General features: G+C 52.9%; 18 protein-coding genes. 17 read left to right on the plus strand and 1 reads right to left on the minus strand.

Annotated elements, in window-relative coordinates:
• Nucleotides 1–121: 121 nt before the first annotated feature.
• Nucleotides 122–568: a MarR family winged helix-turn-helix transcriptional regulator gene (locus DWX59_RS20240; RefSeq protein WP_117560963.1), complete on the plus strand. Its 447-nt coding sequence runs from the start codon at nucleotides 122–124 to the stop codon at nucleotides 566–568.
• On the opposite strand, the gene DWX59_RS20245 is transcribed toward DWX59_RS20240, so the two are convergent.
• Nucleotides 555–1,571, minus strand: coding sequence for a linear amide C-N hydrolase (locus DWX59_RS20245; RefSeq protein WP_117560964.1), 1,017 nt, complete (start codon nucleotides 1,569–1,571; stop codon nucleotides 555–557). The two genes, DWX59_RS20240 and DWX59_RS20245, sit on opposite strands and share 14 nt — an antisense overlap.
• 200 nt (nucleotides 1,572–1,771) lie before the next feature.
• Here DWX59_RS20245 and DWX59_RS20250 point away from each other — a divergent pair, with 200 nt between their 5' ends.
• From DWX59_RS20250 to mmsA, 16 genes are all read left to right on the plus strand, one after another.
• The gene (locus DWX59_RS20250; RefSeq protein ID WP_117560965.1) at nucleotides 1,772–2,407 is read left to right on the plus strand and encodes an endonuclease III domain-containing protein; all 636 of its coding nucleotides are present in this window, start codon (nucleotides 1,772–1,774) and stop codon (nucleotides 2,405–2,407) included.
• A gap of 107 nt (nucleotides 2,408–2,514) precedes the next feature.
• Nucleotides 2,515–5,853, plus strand: coding sequence for an ATP-binding protein (locus tag DWX59_RS20255; protein ID WP_409337942.1), 3,339 nt, complete (start codon nucleotides 2,515–2,517; stop codon nucleotides 5,851–5,853).
• Nucleotides 5,854–5,916: 63 nt separating this feature from the next.
• A complete protein-coding gene (locus DWX59_RS20260) occupies nucleotides 5,917–6,768 on the plus strand; it encodes a patatin-like phospholipase family protein (protein ID WP_117560966.1) in 852 nt (283 codons plus the stop codon).
• 20 nt (nucleotides 6,769–6,788) lie between these two features.
• Nucleotides 6,789–7,223 carry a PPC domain-containing DNA-binding protein gene (locus DWX59_RS20265; protein WP_117560967.1) on the plus strand — a complete coding sequence of 145 codons (435 nt, stop codon included), beginning with the start codon at nucleotides 6,789–6,791 and terminating at the stop codon, nucleotides 7,221–7,223.
• 13 nt (nucleotides 7,224–7,236) lie between these two features.
• Nucleotides 7,237–7,971, plus strand: coding sequence for a FadR/GntR family transcriptional regulator (locus tag DWX59_RS20270; protein ID WP_117560968.1), 735 nt, complete (start codon nucleotides 7,237–7,239; stop codon nucleotides 7,969–7,971).
• Between the two features lie 231 nt (nucleotides 7,972–8,202).
• Nucleotides 8,203–9,300, plus strand: a complete 1,098-nt coding sequence (locus tag DWX59_RS20275) for an iron-containing alcohol dehydrogenase family protein (protein ID WP_117561007.1) — start codon at nucleotides 8,203–8,205, stop codon at nucleotides 9,298–9,300.
• A gap of 205 nt (nucleotides 9,301–9,505) precedes the next feature.
• A complete protein-coding gene (locus tag DWX59_RS20280) occupies nucleotides 9,506–10,336 on the plus strand; it encodes an AraC family transcriptional regulator (RefSeq protein WP_117561008.1) in 831 nt (276 codons plus the stop codon).
• Between the two features lie 172 nt (nucleotides 10,337–10,508).
• The gene (xylB, locus tag DWX59_RS20285) at nucleotides 10,509–12,038 is read left to right on the plus strand and encodes a xylulokinase (protein WP_117560969.1); all 1,530 of its coding nucleotides are present in this window, start codon (nucleotides 10,509–10,511) and stop codon (nucleotides 12,036–12,038) included.
• 84 nt (nucleotides 12,039–12,122) lie between these two features.
• Nucleotides 12,123–12,743, plus strand: a complete 621-nt coding sequence (locus DWX59_RS20290; protein WP_117560970.1) for a DUF4867 family protein — start codon at nucleotides 12,123–12,125, stop codon at nucleotides 12,741–12,743.
• A gap of 77 nt (nucleotides 12,744–12,820) precedes the next feature.
• Nucleotides 12,821–14,305, plus strand: coding sequence for an L-fucose/L-arabinose isomerase family protein (locus DWX59_RS20295; RefSeq protein WP_117560971.1), 1,485 nt, complete (start codon nucleotides 12,821–12,823; stop codon nucleotides 14,303–14,305).
• 210 nt (nucleotides 14,306–14,515) lie between these two features.
• Nucleotides 14,516–15,541: a substrate-binding domain-containing protein gene (locus DWX59_RS20300; protein WP_117560972.1), complete on the plus strand. Its 1,026-nt coding sequence runs from the start codon at nucleotides 14,516–14,518 to the stop codon at nucleotides 15,539–15,541.
• A 118-nt stretch (nucleotides 15,542–15,659) separates the two neighbouring features.
• The gene (locus DWX59_RS20305) at nucleotides 15,660–17,171 is read left to right on the plus strand and encodes a sensor histidine kinase (RefSeq protein WP_117561009.1); all 1,512 of its coding nucleotides are present in this window, start codon (nucleotides 15,660–15,662) and stop codon (nucleotides 17,169–17,171) included.
• Nucleotides 17,149–18,735 carry a response regulator transcription factor gene (locus DWX59_RS20310; protein ID WP_117560973.1) on the plus strand — a complete coding sequence of 529 codons (1,587 nt, stop codon included), beginning with the start codon at nucleotides 17,149–17,151 and terminating at the stop codon, nucleotides 18,733–18,735. The genes DWX59_RS20305 and DWX59_RS20310 overlap by 23 nt, the downstream gene beginning before the upstream one ends.
• 64 nt (nucleotides 18,736–18,799) lie before the next feature.
• Entirely contained in the window at nucleotides 18,800–19,840 is a 1,041-nt protein-coding gene (locus DWX59_RS20315; protein ID WP_369910751.1) for a sugar ABC transporter substrate-binding protein, read from the plus strand.
• Between the two features lie 237 nt (nucleotides 19,841–20,077).
• Nucleotides 20,078–21,253, plus strand: coding sequence for a multiple monosaccharide ABC transporter substrate-binding protein (gene chvE, locus DWX59_RS20320; RefSeq protein ID WP_117560974.1), 1,176 nt, complete (start codon nucleotides 20,078–20,080; stop codon nucleotides 21,251–21,253).
• Nucleotides 21,254–21,357: 104 nt separating this feature from the next.
• Entirely contained in the window at nucleotides 21,358–22,896 is a 1,539-nt protein-coding gene (mmsA, locus tag DWX59_RS20325; RefSeq protein ID WP_117560975.1) for a multiple monosaccharide ABC transporter ATP-binding protein, read from the plus strand.
• Nucleotides 22,897–22,898 lie beyond the last annotated feature (2 nt).

The raw sequence follows: 22,898 nt of genomic DNA on the forward strand, positions 1-22,898 counted from the left end.
GACTTTGATTACATTTCATATATAATCAAAGAGAAAAAGTCATAGAAGTATGATAGTCATATTTTATTTACTAATTAACAAGGATAGCATTTTAATGGGAATTTGTCAATGGGAGAAGAATATGAAGAATGCAAAAGCATCAGAACGGTTTGTCCAAAACCTGCTGCTGGTAATGCCGGACTGGCATTCCAAACTGGTAAAGCCTTTTCGGGACACGCTGGACAATGAGATGAGCCTGGAGACATACTACTGCCTGGAGACGCTGCGGGCATGCGGTACAGCCACCATGTCGGAACTGGCCCATCAGATGAAGGTACCCAAGCAGCAGATGACAAAATTGGTGGACAGGCTGAGCCAAAGCAGGTTTGTGGAACGGGTGCAGGGCACGGATGACCGCAGGGTCACATGGATACGGCTGACGCCGGGGGCAGTCTCCTATCTGGATGAATATTACCTTAAGAATACGGCATTCATCCAGATGCTGGAGGAAAAGCTGACCCAGGATGAGCTTGAGAGGTTAAATGATGCGGTGGAGGCACTGGAGGAAATCCTGCCTAAGCTGACGTGACCTCCCAGCTGTCCGTGACCGCCGGACTGCTAAGTTTTCCAAGGGATACCATATTGCTGCCATAATCCCGGCCCGGCTCCAGGCAGGCGGAAACAATCTGGCTGTTGTCATAGGTGCGGAAAGAGTACTTCCTTGCGGACAGGTCGATCATTGCGGTGTACTGGGTGTAATCAGCCGTATGGCGGTCCGTCATCACCGCGCCTTTGGGGATGCTGACATTTTCCAGAATATGGAATCCTGTGTTAAGGGCTTCCTTCTGGCTGGCCGGAATGGGGGAATGGCTTTTCAGGTAGGCGGCCCTTACGAATCTGGAGGGAGGTGTAAAATCCCCGGGCAGGCCCAGTGTGCCCGCGCCCTGGCCCAAGGGCGCCATTTTCACGCGGCCCCATTCAGCCTCCTGGGGCTGGTAAGGCGACAGGTTCATATAGTTGCAGAGATTTGTCATATGCCATTGAAAATCAGGGCTGTTGGACAGCACGCCCATTGGATTATCCATGAGCCGCAGTCCACCCTCCGTGCGCTCGGCAACCATGCAGGCCCCGTCCTGGTCTGCCAGGATCCAGTGCAGGGGAGCCACCGTATTGGTAATGCTGTCCTTCCGCCCCACGATCCGTATGGTGTCAAGCATGGAGGCTGCCTGTCTTACGGACGCGCAGAGCCCCAGCAGGAAGCTGACCAGCTCAATGGCTGCAATGGGAGGTCTTGGATCTTCAGGGATATCCCCGGATCCACTGTCATCGTACTTCGCATAACCGGGAAAATAAAGGACAGCTGCCGCAAAACCCATCTCATTGACGCCGTCCGCGAAAATCACAGGGGGAAGATCCTGGGCAGCGCCTATGAAACTGTAGCGGCTGCGGATTCTGTGGGTAGCTGTCAGGTTGTTCCATTCATAACCTCTTGGCGATATGTAAAGTTCTGGGTCAAGGGGATAGGAAAAGTCCATGGTACGGCCAAAACAGGTATTGCCCTGGGAAGTCCGTATGGTGATTGCTGTACACATTTGCACCCCTCCTTATTTGGATGATTGGATTTCCGTTCCGTTATGTCATATATATTCCGCGGTGGATGAAACATTCCGTTTATGTGGCTTGCTACGGAAATATAAATGCGATAGAATATACTTGTGGCTTATAAGGAGGCACCTGTTCCAGGGATTGACCATGGACGGCCATGGAATACCAATATCGGAGGAAGTGTGACATGACAAAAGAAGAACTGGCATTGGAAATCATACAACGCCTGAAAAAAGAATATCCGGACGCAGGATGTACCCTGGATTATAACCAGGCATGGAAGCTGCTCGTCAGTGTCCGCCTGGCTGCCCAGTGTACGGATGCCAGGGTTAATGTGGTGGTTAAGGACCTGTATGACAGATATCCGGATGTACGGTCCCTGGCGGATGCCAAGGTTGAGGATATTGAAAGGATTGTAAAACCCTGCGGCCTGGGGCACAGCAAGGCCAGGGACATAAGCGCCTGCATGAAAATCCTTCAGGAAGAATACGGGGGCAGGGTCCCGGATGACTTTGACGCCCTTCTCAAGCTGCCCGGAGTGGGACGCAAGAGCGCTAACCTGATCATGGGGGATGTGTTCGGCAAGCCGGCCATTGTCACGGATACCCACTGTATCCGCCTGGTGAACCGCATGGGCCTTGTGGATGGGATTAAGGACCCGAAGAAGGTGGAGATGGCGTTGTGGAAGCTGGTTCCGGCCAAGGAGGGAAGCGACTTTTGCCACAGGCTGGTCTACCATGGAAGGGATGTGTGCACGGCCAGGACCAGGCCCCATTGTGATGCATGCTGTCTGGGCGATATATGCGCCCGCAGCGGAATCTGAGAGGCGGACATAAAGTAAGGGACTGCCGCAAAATGACCCGCACAAGTCATTTTGCGGCAGTTCCTAAGACCTGATATAATGTCCACGCAACAGAGAAGGCGGTTTTTATTGTGAATAAATGGGATGGAAGAACAGATTACAGGCGTCTGGAAGAGGCAAAAGAGACTGCCGGCCGGATGATGCATATGCATTATTGTGAAAATGACGTGGAAGGGATTGTTTCCCTGTTTGCCCCGGACATATTGTGGATGGGGGCAGGGGAGGATGAATATATTGTGGGCCGGGAAGCGTGCGTGAAGGCGTTTGCGCAGATGAAAGGCAGCATCCCGCGGTGCAATATATGGGATGAGGAATATGACGCCATACAGCCTTCAGAGGGAATCTATCTTGTTACAGGACGGATGTGGATTGCCACAGATCCCAGCACCCGGATGTACCTGAAGGCGCATCAGCGGGTGTCCTTTGTATTTCAGGAGGAAGGGGACAGGCTCTTATGCGCGCACATCCACTGCTCCAATCCATACCAGGAGATGATGGAGGGAGAAAGATTTCCTGAAAAGATAGGCCGCCAGTCTTTTGACTATGTGGAGGAGCGCATGAAAATCCTGGAGGAGGAGATGCGCCAGAAGAACCGGCAGATGGAGGTAATCATGTCCTCCATTGCAGGCGGGTTGAAAATCAGCAATGATGATGATACCTATTCCTATGCATTTGTCAGCAGGGAAGCAGCGGCCCTGTTTGGATATACGGTGGATGAATTCATGGAAGCCACCGGGGGGACAGCGGTGGGCAACGTGTACCCGCCTGATCTGCCGGGCGCATTGGCTGACTGTGAGGCGGCCTTTAAAAACGGCGGCCTTACCTATTCTACCCGTTACAGGGTGCGCTGCAGGGACGGTAGCCTTAAGTGGATTATTGACAGCGGCAAGAAGGCCCAGGATGCGGACGGCAGATGGATGGTGAACAGCATATATCTGGATATTACCCAGTCAGAGGAAAATGCCCAGCGTCTGCGGGAACAGACAGAGCTGCTTGCCAGTATTTATGATACCGTGCCCTGCGGCATTGTCCGTTTTTCCCACGGCAGGGACGGAAGCTACAGGCTGATTTCCACGAACCGGACAGCCATCCTGCTGCAGGGTTATGACAGTATGGAGGAGGGACTTGCTGACTGGCATGACGGTGTGCTGGGAAATGTGCTTCCCCAGGACCAGGATCTGCTGCGCAGCTGCTACGCCATGCTGAAACAGCCCGGTGGCAGGCAGGATAAGGAGTACCGGGCCAGGTGGAAGGACGGTTCCGTCCATTGGATGGAAGGGACCAACATGGTGGTTGGGACCACGCCGGAGGGAGACCATATCATCCAGCGGACCATAGTGGATATTACACAGCGCAAGGCGCTTCAGGTGCAGCTGGAACGTGAGCAGGAGATGTACCGGGTGTCCATGGAAGCCAGCGCCGCCGTGATGTTTGAATACCTTATGGATGAGGATGTGTTCATCAGCTATGAGCCGCGGTCCGGCATGGGGGTCTGGAGGAATGAACTCCACAATTATTCCAACATCCTTCTGGAACAGGAAATCATCCATCCGGAGGATATCCCCCTTGTGCTTGATAATATCTGCGGGGGGCGGGCGGAATGCTTTGAAGTGCGCTGCGCCACGCCTGAAGGGCAGCGCGGCGTTTATACATGGTACAGGGTGAACTGCCGTCTGATTGTGGAGGAAGGGAAGCCGGACCGCGTGGTGGGCGCCATCTATAATATCCATGAGATGAAATCCCTTTTATCTGAAAACAGCGAACACCTGTATATGAACCAGTCGGCCCTGCAGGCAATCAATGGCGTGTATGTCAGCATGTTTTATGTAAATCTTATCCAGGACAGTTATTACGCCGTGCGGTTACCGGATGCCGGCAGGAAGAAACCATTGCCCAGGACAGGGCGGTTTTCGGAAAGCCTGAACCGGTATATCCTGGAACAGACGGACGAGGCTGACCGGGAGCGGGTGGGGGACATGTGCGCCAGGGACTGGCTGCTTCAGGAAATCACCCAGGAAAATGAACATATGGAGGCCGAGTTCCGTCTGGCCGGACAGGAGGACGGGGGATCCTGGTACCGGCTGGAGATCCACCTGGTGGCGATGGAGCAGAGCCGTCCCAAGACCATTATTATTGCAATCCGCAACATCAGTTCTGAGAAACAGAAGGAACTGGAGCACAGGGAAGAGGAAAAGAAGGCCAAACAGGCCCTTGAGGAGGCCTATGCAGCTGCTAACCGGGCCAACCAGGCCAAATCCGAATTCCTGTCCAGGATGAGCCATGATATCCGTACCCCCATGAATGCCATCCTGGGAATGGCCGCTGTTGCGGAACATAATCTGGATAACAGGGATAAGCTCAAGGACTGCCTTCTGAAGATACATACGTCAGGGGACCATCTCCTGGAGCTGATTAATGCGGTGCTGGATATGTCAAAGATAGAATCCGGCAGCGTCTGCCTGGTGGAAAATCCCTTCAGCCTGTCCGGTATGATGGAGGAGGTGGCACAAATCATCCAGACGGATATCGGGCAGAAAGGGCAGCATCTGTTTGTGCGCCTGGAAGGGCTGGTGCATGACGCCGTGCACGGGGACATGGTCCGTGTCAAGGAAATCCTTCTCAACCTCCTGTCCAACGCGGTCAAATACACCCCTGAAAATGGGACAATCAAGGTTTCACTGGAAGAAAAGCTGTCCAGCCGGAGCGGTGTGGGCTGCTTTGAGTTCATTGTGGAGGATGACGGGATCGGCATGACTCAGGCATTTCAGGAAAAGATGTTCACTCCCTTTGAGCGGGCGGAGGATGAGCGGGTCAGTCAGACCCAGGGAACAGGGCTGGGCCTGCCCATTACCCTTAACCTGGTGCAGATGATGAACGGGACCATCCAGGTGGAGAGCCATCTGAATAAGGGGACACGGTTCGTGGTAACCATATATCTGAAGCTGGTCATGGACCAGGACAAAACCCACAGCCAGGACCGGGAACCCCCTGTTAAGGCGCCAAGGACATTCCGGCCCGGCACCAGGATCCTCCTGGCAGAAGATAATGAGCTGAACCGGGAAATCGTAAAAGAACTTCTGTCCCTGTGCGGACTGGAGATAACATGCGCTGCAAATGGCCGGGAGGCAGTGGAATTATTTGAGGAAAATCCTCCGGGCACTTTTGGGCTTATCCTTATGGATATCCAGATGCCGGTCCTTGACGGATACGGCGCGACCATGGCCATCCGCCGGATGGGCGCGGACCAGAGGCGCCCGGACGGGGCCGGGATTCCCATTATCGCCCTGACAGCCAACGCCTTTGCAGATGATGCATATAAGGCGAAACAGGCAGGGATGAATGAACATGTCACCAAGCCCCTGGACCTGGACCGCCTGCTGGAGACAATGCACCGGTGGATGGATTGAGTAATGACACAATAAAGCAATTATAGAATAAAGTAATGACGGAATGAAGCAAGAGGTGAAGGAATGAAAACAGGAATCGTTGTAGAAGGCGGAGGGATGCGCGGTATATACGGCGCCGGTGTCCTGGACGTGCTTTTGGAGAATGACATAAAGGCGGACGGCCTTATCGGCGTGTCTGCCGGGGCAATACACGGATGCAGCTTTGTCTCAGGACAGAAGGGACGTTCCATCCGGTATAACCTGAAGTACAGCCGCGACCCGAGATACATGAGCATGCGGTCCCTGATAAGGACAGGGGATATGTTTGGGATAGATTTCTGTTACCGTGAACTGCCGGAAACGTTAGACCCATTTGATAATGAGACATTTGAGTCGTCTTCCACGGAATACTATGTCACATGCACGGATGTGGAGACAGGACAGCCGGTGTACCACCGCTGTCCCAGCCTGAGAGGCGACCGGATTGACTGGGTGCGGGCGTCCGCTTCCATGCCGCTGGCCTCCCGGATCGTGGAACTGGATGGGAAGAAGCTGCTGGACGGGGGCGTGGCTGATTCCATCCCGGTCATGGCGTTCCGGAAGATGGGGTTTAAGAAGGACCTGGTGATACTGACCCGGCCTGAGGGATACCGCAAGAAACAGAACCCCATGCTGCCCCTGATACGCAGGGCCTACAGGGAATATCCTGAATTTGTGGAGACAGCGGCCAGCCGCCACCTGGTATATAACCGGGAACTGGATGAAATCAGCCGCCTGGAACGGGAAGGGGAGATACTGGTCATACGCCCAAGCAGGCGCATTAAGATCAGCCGTACCGAGCGCAGGCCGGAGCGGATTGAGCAGATGTACAGGCTGGGAAGGGAAGATGCCATGAAGGCGTTTTCAGGGATAAAGGCGTTCATGGGGGCTTCATAAAAGCGGAAAGGAGACTTGTGATGGAATACAGGAGGTTTGGACATAAGCTGGTACTCAGGCTGGATCCGGAGGAAGAAGTGGTGCAGTGCCTGACAAAGCTTTGTGAGCAGGAGGATATCAGCCTGGCAGAGGTATCAGGGCTTGGGGCCGCCTCTGAGGTGGAACTGGGCCTGTTTGATACGGATACAAAGGCGTTTCAGGGAAAATGCCTTAAGGGGGCTTATGAAATCGCATCCCTGACAGGCAGCATAACGAGAAAGGACGGGGAACCATACCTGCACCTCCATGGGGTGATAGGAAACCCGGTCAAGGGAGAATGCCACGGCGGCCATCTGGTGCGGGCTGTGATCAGCGCCACCGCTGAAATTTTCGTGGACATCCTGCCCGGGGAAGTGGGCCGCAGGATGAGCAGGGAAATCGGACTGAACCTGTTTGACTTCCCGGAATCCCGGTAGAGGGGAGGTACAGATGGCTGGAATGGATTCCCGTACAGACCCCGGCGTCCCGGATTCTGTACGAAAGATGGAAAAGGTAAACCAGAAATCCCTGCCGGAACGGACCGCGGACGCGGTCATGTCCATGCTCCACCATGAAAATTACGGGGTAGGACAGAAGCTTCCCAATGAAATCAAGATGGCGGAGCGTTTCGAGGTCAGCCGTTCCACCATCCGCCAGGCGGAGAAAATCCTTGAACAGAGGGGAATCCTGGTCATTGAGCGGGGGGCGGGCACGTTCGTATCCGGCAGCATGGGGGTCAATGAGGATCCCCTGGGATTTTCCCTGATTTATGATAAAACCAAGCTGGCCAGGGACCTTCTGGAGCTGCGCCTGCTCATTGAACCAAAATCCGCTTCCCTGGCAGCCCAGAACGCGAAGCGGCAGGACAGGGAACTGCTGTTCCGGCTGTGCGATGAGCTGGAGGCCATGGTGGCGGCAGGGGAGAATTATGTGAGGAAAGACATGGAATTCCACCAGGCAGTGGCCAACTGCAGCCAGAACGCGGCAATCCACAACCTGATTCCCTATATCCATCAGATGCTGGTGCTTCATGACAGCATTTCCGCCACCCGCCATATGGAGGAAACCGTGAAGGAGCACAGGCGTATTGCCAGGGCCATTGCGCTAAAGCGCGGGGCGGATGCATATGATGCCATGGAGTACCATCTGATGGTCATACGCAGCCGGTTGATGGAAGACTGGTGACGGCATACGGGAAGAAGCTGGCATACGGGAAGAAGCTGGCATATGGGAAGCAGCTGGCATACGGGCGGAAATCCCATGGGAGGCATTGGACCTAAACAGACAAATTTGTATAAAATAGTGTTACAATGACCGAAAGCGATTAGAAAAACAGAGGTCCTGTTGAAGCGCGGGATTTGAGATGGTATGATGCATCCAGAATCAATTTCAGAAAAAGGAAGGGATGCAGATACCATGGAGAAGATTGTGTTGGACAGCGCCATAAAATTCGGGGCGGGCCGTTACCGCCAGGACAGGAACATCCTGAAGGAGTGCGGGCAGGAGATACGCAGGTTTGGCAAAAAGGCCTTTGTGATAGCAGGACCCCGGGCCTTTGACGCGGTTAAGGGGCAGCTGATTCCGGGATTTGAGGCAGCGGGCCTGGACTATGTGGTAGAGATTTACAGCGGTCCCTGCAGCTTTGAGGCGGCAGGGGAATATGCGGGGAAATGCCTGGCAGCCGGCTGTGATGAAGTAGTGGGGGTGGGAGGAGGAAGGATCATGGATTTCTCCAAGGCCCTGGCTGAGACGGCAGGGCTTGGGACGGTAAATATCCCCACCTCCATAGCCACATGCGCCGCATTTACAACCATGAGTGTCATGTACACACCGCAGGGCGCCAAGAAGACCTGCTGGAGGTTTGAACATGAGGTGGACGCTGTTCTGGTGGACATGGACGTGATTGCCAGCTGTCCCATCCGTTACGCGGCCGCAGGCATACTGGACGCCATGGCCAAGCGGATTGAAATCCAGAACGGTAAGCCGGTGATGACGCTGGAGGACAACCGTTTTGACCTGTTCACCGCATTTAAGATGTCGGAATACACCTACGACGTATTGGAGAAATACGGTCCCCAGGCCATCGAGGACATCCGCTGCCGCAAGGTTACCAAGGCAGTGGAGGACATAACCTTCATCAACATAGCGGTAACAGGTGTCATAGCCAACATAACCAAGAGCTTCAGCCAGTCCGCCCTGGGCCATATGATGTATGACGGGGTGCGCACCTTCTTCACAAAGGAGGCAGAGGCAGCCCTGCACGGTGAAATCGTGGCCGTGGCGCTGTTTGCCCAGCTCTACTACAACCAGCTGGAGGGTGAGATGGAGCAGCTTAAGCGGTTCATGGAACGTATGGACATGCCCCTTACCCTGGATGACCTGGGCGTGGAGGGCAATGAGGAAAACCTTAGGATTCTGGAAGAATATCTCATTGATTCACCTTATGTGGGGCAGGATGAGGAAAGCCTCAGGCGCCTGCACGGGGCCATGGGGAAGATGGGGGCGCGGATATGATCTGCTGATAATTGAAAAGACGGGGCTGTTCCGGGCCGGGAAACTTCCAAAAGGTTTCCCGGCCCTTAATACTTTGGATTCTTATTCCAAATCACCGGCATTTCTGATAGAATGAAAAGAGCAAGAAAGAGTTGTGTCAGGAGCAGTGTCATACGTTGTGTCAGGCCCTGCTTCAGGGTTTCTATGTGCAGGAGGGGGGATGGATATGGATTATAAGCACGAACTGGTAATGCCCAATGAGGATCTGCCGTTCAGGCTGTTCCTGTTTGAGGGCAGGGACGGCAATTACAGGGTGGCTAAGCACTGGCACCGTTCGGTTGAGGTTTTCCTGGTGCTGGACGGGCAGATTGAATTTTTCATCAACAATAAGAGGCTTCTGTTGAAGGCCGCTGATTTTGTGATTGTCAATTCCAATGAGATACATTCCATTGAGGTCCCGGACCCCAATTTCACCGTCGTGGTGCAGATACCGGTTTCCTGTTTTGCAGGGTATCTTGAGGACGGGGACTATGCGCTGTTCACCAAACAGGAAGAGGAGGATAACCTGAACCTGGTGCAGCTGATCGTACGGATGTACCGGACTTATGAAGAAAAGGGGTTTGGGTATGAGCTGAAGGTCAGGAGCCTGTTCCTGGAGCTGCTTTACCTGCTGGTCACCCGGTTCATGAAAAAGGAGGACGACCAGGGCAGCATCCGGCAGAAGCGCCATCTGGATAAGCTGTCCAATATAACCGCGTATCTGAAGAATAATTACGATAAGGATATAACGCTGGAAAGCGTGGCAGCCACCTTTGGCTTTTCACCCACCTATCTCTCAAGGATGTTCAAACGGTATGCCAGCGTCAGCTACAAGACCTATCTCCTGGACCTGAGGACGGAGTACGGGCTGCGGGAAATGATGAATACCAGCCACAGCTTAAGCGAAGTGGCGCTGAACAACGGATTTCCCAACGGACGGGCGTTTTCCAAGGCATTTGTGAAGCGGTACGGGTGCCTGCCCAGCGAATACAGGAAGGTGATGGACGGGGAAAATTAAAATGTCCGCCCATCCCGGCGGGGAAGGCTGAAAAGGGCAAAAAAGTGCTGTCATGAAGTCAAGTTTGAATCTGGAAAGACAATCCTGTTCTGGTATAATCGTAGATAGGATGCGTTTACAGCAGGTTCCGGTTACTGGAATCATACGCTGCCAAAGAAAGGGGAATGGCAAGATGAATTATCTGATTGGGGTTGATGTGGGGACGTCTGCAACCAAGACCGTCCTGTTTGATGAGGATGGAGCCGTGGCAGCATCTGCTTCCAGGGAATACCCGCTGTATCAGCCGGAGAACGGATGGGCGGAGCAGAGGCCGGAGGACTGGAGGGATGCGGTGCTTGCAACCCTCAAGGCAGTGACGGAGCAGTCCGGCGTGCCGGCAGAAGACATTAAAGGAATCGGTATATCCGGGCAGATGCACGGACTTGTGATGCTGGACGGAGAGGGTGAGGTCATCCGCCCCTCCATCATCTGGTGCGACCAGAGGACCGGCAGGGAAGTGGAGGATATGCTTGAAATCATGCCCAGGGAGCGGTGGATTGAGATTACGGCCAACCCGCCCCTTACCGGATGGACGGCAGCCAAGATACTGTGGGTCAGGAAGCATGAGCCGGAGAATTACAGCAGATGCCGCCATATCCTTCTTCCAAAGGATTATATACGATATGTGCTGACCGGGGAGTTTGCCACCGAGGTGTCGGATGCCAGCGGCATGCAGCTTCTGGATGTGCCGGCCAGGCGCTGGTCCAAGGAAGTGTTAAAGGCCCTTGATATTGATGAATCCATGCTGGGCAGGGTCTACGAGTCCTGTGAGGTCACAGGGACCGTGCTTGCCCAGGTGGCGGAACAGACTGGGCTGACCGGGGATGTGAAGGTGGTTGGGGGCGCAGGGGATAATGCGGCCGCCGCAGTGGGGACCGGGATCGTGAAGGACGGCACTGCATTTACCACCATCGGGACCTCCGGCGTGGTGTTTGCGCACAGCAGCAAGGTATCCATTGACCCCAAGGGCCGGGTGCACACATGCTGCTGTGCGGTGCCGGGCGCATGGCATATCATGGGCGTGACCCAGGGCGCAGGTCTTTCCCTTAAGTGGTTCAAGGACCAGTTCTGCCAGGATTATGTGTCCGAGGCCAGGGCCAGGGGCTGCGATGTCTACGACCTGATTAATAAGGATGTGGCGGAAATCGGACCAGGGAGCAGCCGGCTGATTTATCTGCCCTACCTGATGGGGGAGCGGACCCCCCATCTGGATCCGGACTGCCGGGGCGTATTTTTCGGGCTTTCCGCCATCCACACCAAGAAGCACCTGTTAAGGGCTGTGATGGAGGGCGTTTCCTACTCCCTGTGCGACTGCAATGAGATACTGAAGGAGATGGGAGTGGAGGTAACGCAGATGATGGCCTGCGGAGGCGGCGGCAAGAGCCCTGTCTGGAGGCAGATGCTGGCCGATCTGTACAACTGCACGGTCAGGACCGTGGCGATGGATGAGGGACCTGCCCTTGGGGCAGCCATACTGGCCGGCGTGGGCTGCGGCATTTATCCGGATGTGGAGACAGCCTGCGGCCGGATCATCCGTGAAAAGAGCAGCACGGAACCGGTGGAGGAGGAAGCCGCTGTTTATGCAGGTTACCACAGGATATACCAGAACCTGTACCGCAGCCTGAAGGACGGCTTTAAGGACCTGGCCGGGATGAAGGGGTAAAACCAAAACAGCCGCGGACCCGGCGCTGCCCGGCGCCGGGCCCGCCAAAGGGCTTACCTATGCCCATGATGAGGAGGAAATGATATGGAGTTATTGAATGTGTCCAGCCCGGAGTTCAGGCCATATGGGCGCGTAATCAGCGGATACGATGTAAGCGGTCTTATGAAGGCCATGGAATCCACGCCCCTTCCTGAGGGTGTGGTCTATGTGGCTTCCGTACCCGGGCTGGAGGCGCTGCCCATAGGCAGGGAACTGTCTGACGGGATTTATGGGCAGATGGGAATCCAGCTGGGATACTGCAACGGCCATAATAAAAAACTGAATGCCCTGGAGTACCACAGGGATTCCGAGGTGAACCTGGCTGTGACGGACCTGGTACTGCTGTTAGGAAGGCAGCAGGATATAGAAGAGGATTTTACATATGACACATCCAAGGTAAAGGCCTTCCTGGTCCCGGCAGGCACCCTGGTGGAAGTGTATGCCACCACCCTCCACTACGCGCCGTGCCAGACAGCGGACAGTGGGTTCCGGTGCGTGGTGGTGCTTCCAAGAGGAACCAACACAGACCTTGACCACAAGCCGCAGGTGAGGTGCGGCGAGGAAAAGCTGATAACGGCAAGGAATAAATGGCTGATTGGCCATGAAGAGGGCGGACTGGACGAAGGCGCGTGGATTGGCCTTAAGGGGGAGAACATTTCCCTGTAGGATAGAACGTTTCGCAAGGACACGCCTGTCCCAATGACAGTGGAACATTAAAATAATCAAACGGAGGATACATAACTATGATTAACATGCCGGAAGTAAAGATAGGTATTGTGGCTGTAAGCCGCGACTGTTTCCCTGAAAGCCTTTCTGTAAACAGGAGGAAGGCCCTGACAGAGGCGTATAAGAAGAAATATGATGCATCCAATCTATACGAATGTCCAATCTGTATCGTGGAAAGCGAACTCCACATGGTGCAGGCCCTGGAGGATGTGAAGAAGGCGGGCTGCAACGCCCTGGTGGTTTATCTTGGCAACTTTGGCCCTGAGATATCTGAAACATTACTGGCAAAGCATTTTGACGGACCGTCCATGTTCATTGCAGCGGCAGAGGAATCCGGGAACAACCTGGTCCAGGGCAGGGGCGATGCGTACTGCGGCATGCTCAATGCCAGCTATAACCTGAAGCTGCGCAATATTAAAGCATATATCCCTGAGTATCCGGTGGGCACGGCAGAGGAATGCGCGGACATGATTGCGGAATTCGTGCCCATTGCAAGGGCAGTGATTGGACTTAGCAGCCTTAAGATCATCAGCTTTGGTCCAAGACCCCTTAACTTCCTTGCATGCAATGCGCCGATTAAGCAGCTTTACAATCTGGGGGTTGAGATTGAGGAAAACTCGGAATTGGATCTGTTCGAGGCATTTAACCGCCATGCAGGGGATCCCCGCATCCCGGATGTGGTAAAAGATATGGAAGCAGAGCTTGGTACAGGCAATAAAAAGCCGGAAATCCTGGAGAAGCTGGCACAGTATGAGCTGACCCTCCTTGACTGGATAGACGGACACAGGGGATACCGCAAGTACGTTGCCATTGCAGGCAAATGCTGGCCCGCATTCCAGACCCAGTTCGGCTTTGTGCCCTGTTACGTCAACAGCCGTCTGACCGGACGCGGGATTCCTGTGTCCTGCGAGGTGGATATCTACGGCGCGCTCAGCGAATTCATCGGCACATGCGTGAGCCAGGATGCGGTCACCCTGCTGGATATCAACAACTCGGTTCCGGCCGACCTTTATGAAGAGGATATCAAGGGCAGGTACGGTTATACCCAGAAGGAAACCTTCATGGGCTTCCACTGCGGCAACACCAATTCAGGGAAGCTGTCCTTCTGTGAGATGAAGTACCAGTTAATCATGGCCAGGGCCCTTCCTGAGGAAGTGACCCAGGGCACGCTGGAAGGCGACATCATCCCTGGCGACATTACCTTCTACCGTCTCCAGAGCACGGCTGATAACAAGCTGCGGGCCTACATTGCCCAGGGAGAGGTGCTGCCGGTTGCCACCCGTTCCTTTGGCGCCATCGGTATCTTTGCAATCCCGCAGATGGGCAGGTTCTACCGCCATGTGCTGATTGAAAAGAACTTCCCGCACCACGGCGCGGTTGCATTCGGACATTATGGGAAGGCAATTTACGAGATATTCAAATTCATCGGCGTGGATGTGGAGGAAATTGGATTTAACCAGCCTGCGGGCATGCTTTATAAGACGGAGAATCCGTTTGCGTAAATAAATGCTTTAGCAGGATTAAGTGGACTGTAAAAGGGACGTCCGCCATACGGCCCCGGACAGACTGCCGGTAAACCAGGCGGGAAAGCCTTATATGGGCTCTCCCGCCTTGCTTGTTTGTGAGGCATATTTTCTGTATGATGACAGAAGATAAGTATTGCCCGGTGCCTGGACCGGGACCCGGGATTTAAAAGGAGAGGAGGTGGGGAGATGGACCGGAATAAAAAAAAACTGTTTTGGCTGGTACTGGCTGGTTTGTTCTGTATTGTATTCCTCACCCTGCTGACCATTTCCTTTTATGGTTACGTGCTGGAGAAGATAGGGGTGGAGTACGCGGAGAATTCCAGGACCTATGACCGCTACTTTGTGATGATTGTAGGCAATACGGAGTCGCAGTTCTGGAAGGATACATATACCTGTGTCAGGGAAGAGGCGGCTGCCCAGAATGCTTATGTGGAACTTAAAGGAACCAGCCAGTCATCCTCCTATACCATGACGGACTTTATGGATATGAGTATTGCCGCCAAGGTGGACGGCATTCTGCTGGAGTGCACGGCGGAGGAGGCCCTGGAAGGGAAAATCAATGAAGCCAATGAAAAAGGAATACCGGTTGTTACCATTTTGAATGATGCGCCAAAGACCGGGCGTAAGAGTTATGTGGGAATTAATCCATACCAGCTGGGCCAGGAGTATGCGGCCCAGATATGGAATATACTTCCAAAAGAGAAAGAGAACCTGAGGATTACGGTCCTTCTTCATGATAATGCCATTGACAGTAACCAGTCGCAGATTTTCAGCCAGATCAACAACCTGATGGTTACCTCCGAGGAGACCCAGGGAAGGGTAAGGGTAGAGGAAATCAGGATTTCCTCTGAACGGGCCTTTGAATCCGAGGAGATTGTCTGGAACCTGTTCCAGAATGACCAGGGGGCCCCGGATATCATTGTATGCATGGATGAGGTGGATACCGAGGCAGTGTACCAGGCCGTGATTGATTATAACCGGGTGGGGGAAACCCAGGTAATCGGATATTACAAATCTCCTGCCACACTGGATGCCGTGCGGAGGGGAACCATGGCCATGTCCCTTTATATTGATACGGAACAGATGGGAAAGTACAGCGTCCAGGCCATGATGGAGTGCATCCGGGACGGCCGGACCAATTCATTTTATAGTGTGGACCTGCAGTTTGTGGACAGTGAAAATGTATCCGGCTTTATGCGCAGGGGACGCTGAGTCTCAGACAGGCCGGTGCCCGTATGGGACCGGTACGGTGATTGGATGGACATGCGATGGATGTACATGGGCATGGATGTATACGGGCATGGATGGATACAAGGATAGGTGGGCGTGTATGGGGAGATATTGGGACAGGATCTGGGGAAATATCCCGATTGCACATAAACTGTTTCTGGAAATCGCATTGACGGCTGCTGCGCTTTTTGCCAGCAACCTGTTAATCTATGCCCAAATCAACCGTATGGTGGTGCGGATGGATTCCGTGTACTCCAGCAATGTGAACCTGAATGAACTGTCTGACTGTCTGGCAGAGGTACAGAACTACATGTACAAATATCTGGAGGTCAAGGATTCGGATTCCCTGACCGCCTATTATAAAGCAGAACAGGAATACCGGGACCTTCTGGATGGACTTAGCAGGAAGATTACAGACAATCCCATCCAGATTCTGGAAAAGAATATACGCAGCATGTCTGAATCCTATCTTTCCATCACGGATGAGACCGTGCAGGCCAAGCGGGGACTGAACGTGGAGAAATACAAAAGCTCCTATGAGTCCGCCCTGCGCCTTTACAAATTCATCAATGATGATATCTCCGTACTGAACGGCCGTCAGTTCAAGAATAACTCAGCCAGCTACAAGACGCTTCAGTCCGCCCTGCGCTACCTGGAAATCATCAGTCTTGTGATCCTCTGCATCGTGATGGTAATCAGCCTTGCGGTCATGATGATGATGACAAGGGATATTGTGACCCCGTTAACCAATCTGGCGCACACGGCCAAGCTGGTTGGCCAGGGGAATTTCCATGTTAAGGTGACACCCATAAAAACAAGGGATGAACTGGGGATTGTTACGGGAACCTTCAATCAGATGGTGGACAGCCTGGACGAATATGTGAATAAGATTAAGGAAAGCGCTGAAAAAGAGCAGGAGATGAAGGCCCGGGAGCTTTTGATGGCAAACCACCTGAAGGAAGCGCGTCTTAAATACCTTCAGTCCCAAATCAACCCCCATTTCCTTTTTAATTCCCTGAACGCAGGGGTGCAGCTGGCAGTGATGGAGGATGCGGAGAAAACCTCGGTGTTTATAGAAAAAATGGCTGACTTTTTCCGGTACAATGTAAAAAAGGGGTCGGGGGACGCCACCATACGGGAGGAAGTGGAAACCGTGGACAACTATATCTACATCCTCAATGTGCGGTTTGCAGGGGATATCCTCTATGACTCTGATCTGGATGGGACGGTCCTGGATTATAAGATACCCAGTATGATTCTTCAGCCGCTGGTTGAAAATGCAGTGAACCATGGCATACGCGGCGTTGAGTGGCAGGGAGAAATACATCTTAAGGTGCAGGACAAGGGGGAGCGGATTGAGATACGGGTGGAGGACAATGGAAAAGGTATGACCCGGGAACAGGTTGGGATGATCCTGTCGGGGAGCCATACAACCGTGGACAGTGATTCCACCGGCATCGGGCTGGGGAATGTAATTGCCAGGCTAAGGCTTTATTACAGTACGGATCAGATTTTCAGTATTAACAGCAAGGGTACGGATCAGGGCACGTCGGTTATCCTGACCATCCCGAAGAAGGAGGAAGATGGAGATGTTCCGGATATTAGTGGCTGACGATGAAGGGATCATGCTGGAATCCATTAAAAGTATTATCCTGTCCAACTTTGGAAGCGAATGCCAGGTGGCCTGTGTGAAAACCGGGCGGGCCGTCATTGAGCAGGCAGAGGCATTCCGGCCGGATATTGCCATTGTGGATATCCAGATGCCTGGTTTAAGCGGCATACAGGCCATCCGCGAGGTGCGCAGGTTCAACTCCTCCATGGTGTTCATCATCATTACTGCTTATGACAAATTTTCCTATGCCCAGGAAGCAGTCAACCTGGGGGTGATGGAGTTCATCACAAAACCAGTGAACAAAAAGAAGATACTGGATGTGTGCATCCGCGCCATGCACCAGGTGGAGGAGGCCAGGAAGAAACTTAGCGATGACCTGAAAATCCGGGAAAAGCTGGAACTGGTGGTCCCCATGATTGAGAGTGGATTTATCTATAATCTGCTCCGGGATGACACGGATATATACCGGAAGGATTATCTGGAGATGCTGGATATAAAAGTCCGGTATGGCTTTGCCATTGTCCTGGAATTTGGCGATGGTGTGGTGGACGGACTGATGACCAACGCAGTGGGGGCAAACGTCAGGCTGAATAAGTATTACACCCAGCTCCGGGAACTGGTAAAGGACTACTTTGACTGTATCACAGGGCCTGTCATGGGGAACAGGATTGTGCTGTTCGTGCCCTTTGAGAGGGAGAAAACCCGGTATGAAGAGCGGGTGGAAATCATTACCAGGACCAGGAACATGATTTACAGGCTGGAAGCTGGCATTGACATGCAGTTTCGGGGAGGCATCGGCATGGTGACTCCTGTGGAGGAGGCTATGGATTCCTACAAGGGGGCGTTAAGGGCCTTGAGGGAGAGCGACAGCCATGTGGTACATATAACAGATATACCGGCCATTGCGAATTATGACGGGGAGTATCCCTTAAAACTGGAGAACCAGTATTTTCAGAGAGGGGCAAAGGCGGACAAGGAAGGTGCCGCAGCCTGTGCCAACGAGTTCTTTGACTGGATGCTGGAACATGACGGGAATGTGAGGGCCAATATCGAGGTAAAGGTGCTGGAACTGATCATACGCCTGGAAATGATGGCATTTGAGGAGGGAAGCGTCCGTTATGGGTTCCGTTACAGGGAAAATTATCTGGAGGAAATCCAGGGCGCTGCCGACATGGCCGCATTGCGCTGCTGGTTCGTCAGGAAAACAAGGGAAGTCTGTGATAACATCAGTACATCCAGGGAACGGGAATCTGAAAACGTGGTATTCAGGGTAAAGAGTTATATCAATGATAATTATGCCCAGGATATTTCGCTGGATGATGTGTCACGGCTGGTGGACATCAGTCCCTATTATTTCAGCAAGCTGTTTAAGCAGGAAGTAGGGGAGAACTTCATCGAGTATCTGACACGTACCAGGATAACCCATGCCATGCGCCTGCTGGAGGATTCCAGGTACAGCATAAAGGAGGTGTGCCTGATGTGCGGTTACAGCGACCCCAATTATTTCAGCCGCATTTTCAAAAAGTATGAGGGCATGACACCAAGCGAGTACAGGGAGAGGTGATGGGATGGAGAAGGGAAAACGGGGCAGGAAGATGGCGGATAAGACCGCTGGGGCGGGAAAAAGAATGATTACTGCCGTACTTGCCGTTATTCTGGCCATATACACATGTATGGCCTTGGGCGGATGCCGGAAGACAGAGGAGGTGCCTGAAACCAGCCAGGAGGAGACAGGGGACCGTCTGCAGATTGGCCTGAGTTTTGAATCCTATGTGATTGAGCGCTGGATCCGGGAACGTGATGTGTTTGTCTCCGCGGCCAAGGAACTGGGGGCGGATGTGAACGTGCAGAACGCCAACGGAGACGTGCAGGAGCAGATTGCGCAGATTGAATATTTCATCAGGAAACAGATGGATGTGATTGCGGTGGTGGCCGGGGACTGCGACGCCCTGTCCGATGTGATGAAGAAGGCCAAGGACGCAGGCATTAAGACGGTCAGCTATGATAGGCTGATTAACAATTCAGACTGCGACCTGTACATATCCTTTAATAATGAACTGGTGGGGCGGCTGATGGCGGAATGTTTCCTGGAATACGCGCCGGATGGCGGGGACATTTTCATGATTCAGGGGCCCCAGACCGATGGCAATGTCCATCAGATTAGGAAAGGGTTTGACGACGTCATAAGAGGCAGCAGGCTGAATGTTGTATACGAGGCCAACTGTGAGGGATGGCTGGCAGAGCATGCATTTACCTATGTAAAAGAAGGGCTTTCCCGGCACAAAGATATCGTGGGGGTCATGTGCGGCAACGATGACCTGGCAACCCAGGCATTCCGGGCGCTATCCGAGGAACGGCTGGCAGGTAAGGTAATCCTTACCGGACAGGACGGGGATTTGATGGCATGTCAGCGGATTGTGGAAGGGACGCAGAACATGACTGCCTTCAAGTCAGTGGAGGAAGAGGCCAGGTTGGCAGCGGAGTATGCGGTCATGCTGGGCAGGGGCGAGGAACTTACCGGTATTACCAAGACCATTCATGACGGCACTTATGATGTCCCATACCGGGAACTGCTTCCGGTTGCGGTCACAAAGGAGAACATGGATGATGTAATCATAAAGGGCGGGTTCCACGCTGAGGAGGATGTTTATCTGAATGTAAAGAAGTAAGCCCCATACTGCAGATTGTCCAGGCAGCATATATCAGATTCTGATATGGCTGCTTTTTTCATGTTTTTACCGGAACAAAATACAGCCATATAGCATTTTTTTGCTGTCAGGCTGTCCAGCTGTCCAGGTCCCCATTGGCAAACCGATAGTTTTGTGCTAATGGTTCACAAGCAAGTCCAGTCCGTCCTGTGATAGGATAAAACTATCAAAAATAAGTGTCTGGAGGAGGATTTTATAATGAAAAAGAGATTGATTGCAGCGGCACTGACAATGGCCATGGCAGCTGGTATGATGACCGGATGCGGCGGTTCCGGCAAACCGGCGGAGAGCGTGGCGGCAACAGCCGCAGCGGATGCGGGAAACACGGAGGCGGCAAAGGCAGAGGAGGCAAAGACAGAGGCGTCCCAGGACGGCGCTCCGGCGGCAGGCGGCGCAGGCGCGCTCATCGGCGTTGCAATGCCTACCAAGGACCTTCAGAGATGGAACCAGGACGGCGCCAACATGAAGGCAGAGCTGGAGGCAGCTGGATACGAGGTGGATTTACAGTATGCGAGCAATGATGTCCAGACCCAGGTATCACAGATTGAAAACATGATTTCCAATGGCTGCCAGATGCTGGTAATTGCGTCCATTGACGGAAGTTCCCTGGGCGAGCCTCTTTCCCAGGCCAAGGAGGCAGGCATACCGGTTATTTCCTATGACCGTCTGATCATGAACTCAGACGCGGTCAGCTATTATGCAACCTTTGATAACTATAAGGTAGGCCAGAAGCAGGGAGAATACCTGGTGGAGGCGCTGGGACTGGAAAATGCAGCCGAACCAAAGAACATCGAGCTTTTTACAGGCGACCCGGCTGATAACAACTGTGTGTTCTTCTTTGGCGGGGCAATGGATGTGATACAGAAGTATATTGATGAAGGAAAGCTGGTTGTGAAATCAGGACAGACCGCATTTGAGCAGGTAGCTACTGCCAACTGGGATTCTGAAAAAGCGCAGAACCGTATGGACACCATTATTGCAGGCAACTATTCTGACGGGACGGTCCTGGATGCAGTGCTCTGTTCCAATGACTCCACTGCCCTTGGGGTTGAGAACGCCCTGGCAGCTTCCTACACAGGCCCATATCCTGTCATTACCGGACAGGACTGTGACATTGCTAATGTGAAGAACATGTTAAATGGCAAGCAGGCCATGTCCGTGTTTAAGGATACCCGTACCCTTGCAACCCAGGTGGTTAAGATGGTTGACGCTGTCATGCAGGGCGGCGAGGCGGCAATCAATGATACCTCATCTTATGACAACGGAACAGGAATCATCCCCACCTACCTATGTGAGCCGGTAGTTGTAACCATTGACAATTATAAGGAAATGCTGATTGAGTCCGGTTATTACACGGAGGACCAGGTAAAGTAAGACAAAGACAATAGAGGGACGGTTGGTACATGAAGCGGAGGGATTCTCCTGAAATGCTTCAGGACAGCCGTCCCTGACTGAAATAGGCTTAGGGAGGGAGAACGTTGGCAAAAATATTATTGGAAATGAAAAATATCACCAAGACATTTCCGGGCGTGAAGGCTCTTGATGATGTGAACCTGCGGGTGGACGAGGGGGAAATCCATGCCCTGGTAGGGGAAAATGGTGCAGGGAAGTCCACGCTGATGAATGTGCTCAGCGGTATTTATCCCTATGGAAGCTATGAGGGAGATATCATCTATGACGGGGAAGTGTGTAAGTTCAGCCATATCAATGACAGCGAGAGGAAAGGCATTGTAATCATTCACCAGGAACTGGCCCTGGTGCCGTATATGTCCATTGCTGAAAACATGTATCTGGGCAATGAAAAAGGGAAAAAATATGCAATTAACTGGAATGAAACGTATGGTGAGGCCGACGAATACCTGAAGACAGTAGGGCTTTCTGAATCCTCCCATACTTTAATAAAGGATATCGGTGTGGGAAAACAGCAGCTGGTGGAGATAGCCAAAGCCCTTGCAAAGCATGCCAGGCTTCTTATCCTGGACGAACCCACGGCTTCTCTCAATGAGGACGACTCAAAGGCATTGCTGGAGCTGCTTTTGAAGTTCAAATCAGAAGGCATGACAAGCATCATCATTTCCCATAAATTGAATGAAATAGCCTATGTTGCGGATAAGATTACGGTTATCCGCGACGGATCTACCATAGAGACCTTGGATAAGGAAACAGATGCCATCACAGAGGACCGGATCATCAAAGGCATGGTTGGCCGCGAATTGGTGGACCGTTTCCCAAAGCGTAAAGGCATCGCGGTGGGGGATATTGCCATTAAGGTGCAGGACTGGAGCGTATACCATCCCCTGTATCCGGACCGGAAGGTGGTGGACCGTGTTTCCTTCCAGGTGGGAAAGGGAGAGGTAGTTGGAATCTGCGGCCTTATGGGGGCAGGGAGGACGGAGCTGGCCATGAGCATTTTCGGCAGAAGTTACGGAACCAATATTACAGGCAGGCTTTTTCTCCATGGAAAGGAAGTGACCCTCCATTCGGTCCGGGACGCCATCCGCCATAAGCTGGCTTATGTGACAGAGGACAGGAAGGGGAATGGGCTGATTCTTTCTAATTCAGTCAGGACGAATACAACCCTTGCCAACATGGATGCGGTGAGCAGTAAGACCATCATTGATAAAGATAAGGAATATCTGGTTGCCGAGGAGTACAGGGATAAGCTGAAGACCAAATGTCCTTCGGTGGAACAGAACGTGGGAAACCTCAGCGGAGGGAACCAGCAGAAGGTGCTGCTGGCCAAGTGGATGTTTGCGGAGCCGGATATCCTGATTCTGGATGAACCAACCAGGGGAATTGATGTGGGAGCCAAGTATGAGATATACTGCATCATCAACCAGCTGGCAGCGGAGGGGAAATCCGTTATCATGATATCCTCAGAACTCCCGGAGGTCCTGGGGATGTCTGACCGTATCTATATCATGAATGAGGGCAGGATGGCGGGCGAGGTAAATGCAGGGGAAGCCACCCAGGAATATATCATGTCCTGTATCCTGAAATCAGATAAAGGAGAGTAGAG

The organism is Enterocloster aldenensis, assembly GCF_003434055.1.
Lineage (GTDB): Bacteria > Bacillota > Clostridia > Lachnospirales > Lachnospiraceae > Enterocloster > Enterocloster aldenensis.

Excerpts from the sequence above, each read along its gene's own strand:
- DWX59_RS20270 (WP_117560968.1), top strand. The coding sequence starts at position 7,237 with ATGGCTGGAATGGATTCCCGTACAGACCCCGGCGTCCCGGATTCTGTA.
- DWX59_RS20265 (WP_117560967.1), top strand. The coding sequence starts at position 6,789 with ATGGAATACAGGAGGTTTGGACATAAGCTGGTACTCAGGCTGGATCCG.
- chvE (WP_117560974.1), top strand. The coding sequence starts at position 20,078 with ATGAAAAAGAGATTGATTGCAGCGGCACTGACAATGGCCATGGCAGCT.
- xylB (WP_117560969.1), top strand. The coding sequence starts at position 10,509 with ATGAATTATCTGATTGGGGTTGATGTGGGGACGTCTGCAACCAAGACC.
- DWX59_RS20280 (WP_117561008.1), top strand. The coding sequence starts at position 9,506 with ATGGATTATAAGCACGAACTGGTAATGCCCAATGAGGATCTGCCGTTC.
- DWX59_RS20295 (WP_117560971.1), top strand. The coding sequence starts at position 12,821 with ATGATTAACATGCCGGAAGTAAAGATAGGTATTGTGGCTGTAAGCCGC.
- DWX59_RS20240 (WP_117560963.1), top strand. The coding sequence starts at position 122 with ATGAAGAATGCAAAAGCATCAGAACGGTTTGTCCAAAACCTGCTGCTG.
- DWX59_RS20290 (WP_117560970.1), top strand. The coding sequence starts at position 12,123 with ATGGAGTTATTGAATGTGTCCAGCCCGGAGTTCAGGCCATATGGGCGC.
- DWX59_RS20260 (WP_117560966.1), top strand. The coding sequence starts at position 5,917 with ATGAAAACAGGAATCGTTGTAGAAGGCGGAGGGATGCGCGGTATATAC.
- DWX59_RS20245 (WP_117560964.1), bottom strand. The coding sequence starts at position 1,571 with ATGTGTACAGCAATCACCATACGGACTTCCCAGGGCAATACCTGTTTT.
- DWX59_RS20315 (WP_369910751.1), top strand. The coding sequence starts at position 18,800 with ATGATTACTGCCGTACTTGCCGTTATTCTGGCCATATACACATGTATG.
- DWX59_RS20250 (WP_117560965.1), top strand. The coding sequence starts at position 1,772 with ATGACAAAAGAAGAACTGGCATTGGAAATCATACAACGCCTGAAAAAA.
- DWX59_RS20300 (WP_117560972.1), top strand. The coding sequence starts at position 14,516 with ATGGACCGGAATAAAAAAAAACTGTTTTGGCTGGTACTGGCTGGTTTG.
- DWX59_RS20305 (WP_117561009.1), top strand. The coding sequence starts at position 15,660 with ATGGGGAGATATTGGGACAGGATCTGGGGAAATATCCCGATTGCACAT.
- DWX59_RS20275 (WP_117561007.1), top strand. The coding sequence starts at position 8,203 with ATGGAGAAGATTGTGTTGGACAGCGCCATAAAATTCGGGGCGGGCCGT.
- DWX59_RS20310 (WP_117560973.1), top strand. The coding sequence starts at position 17,149 with ATGTTCCGGATATTAGTGGCTGACGATGAAGGGATCATGCTGGAATCC.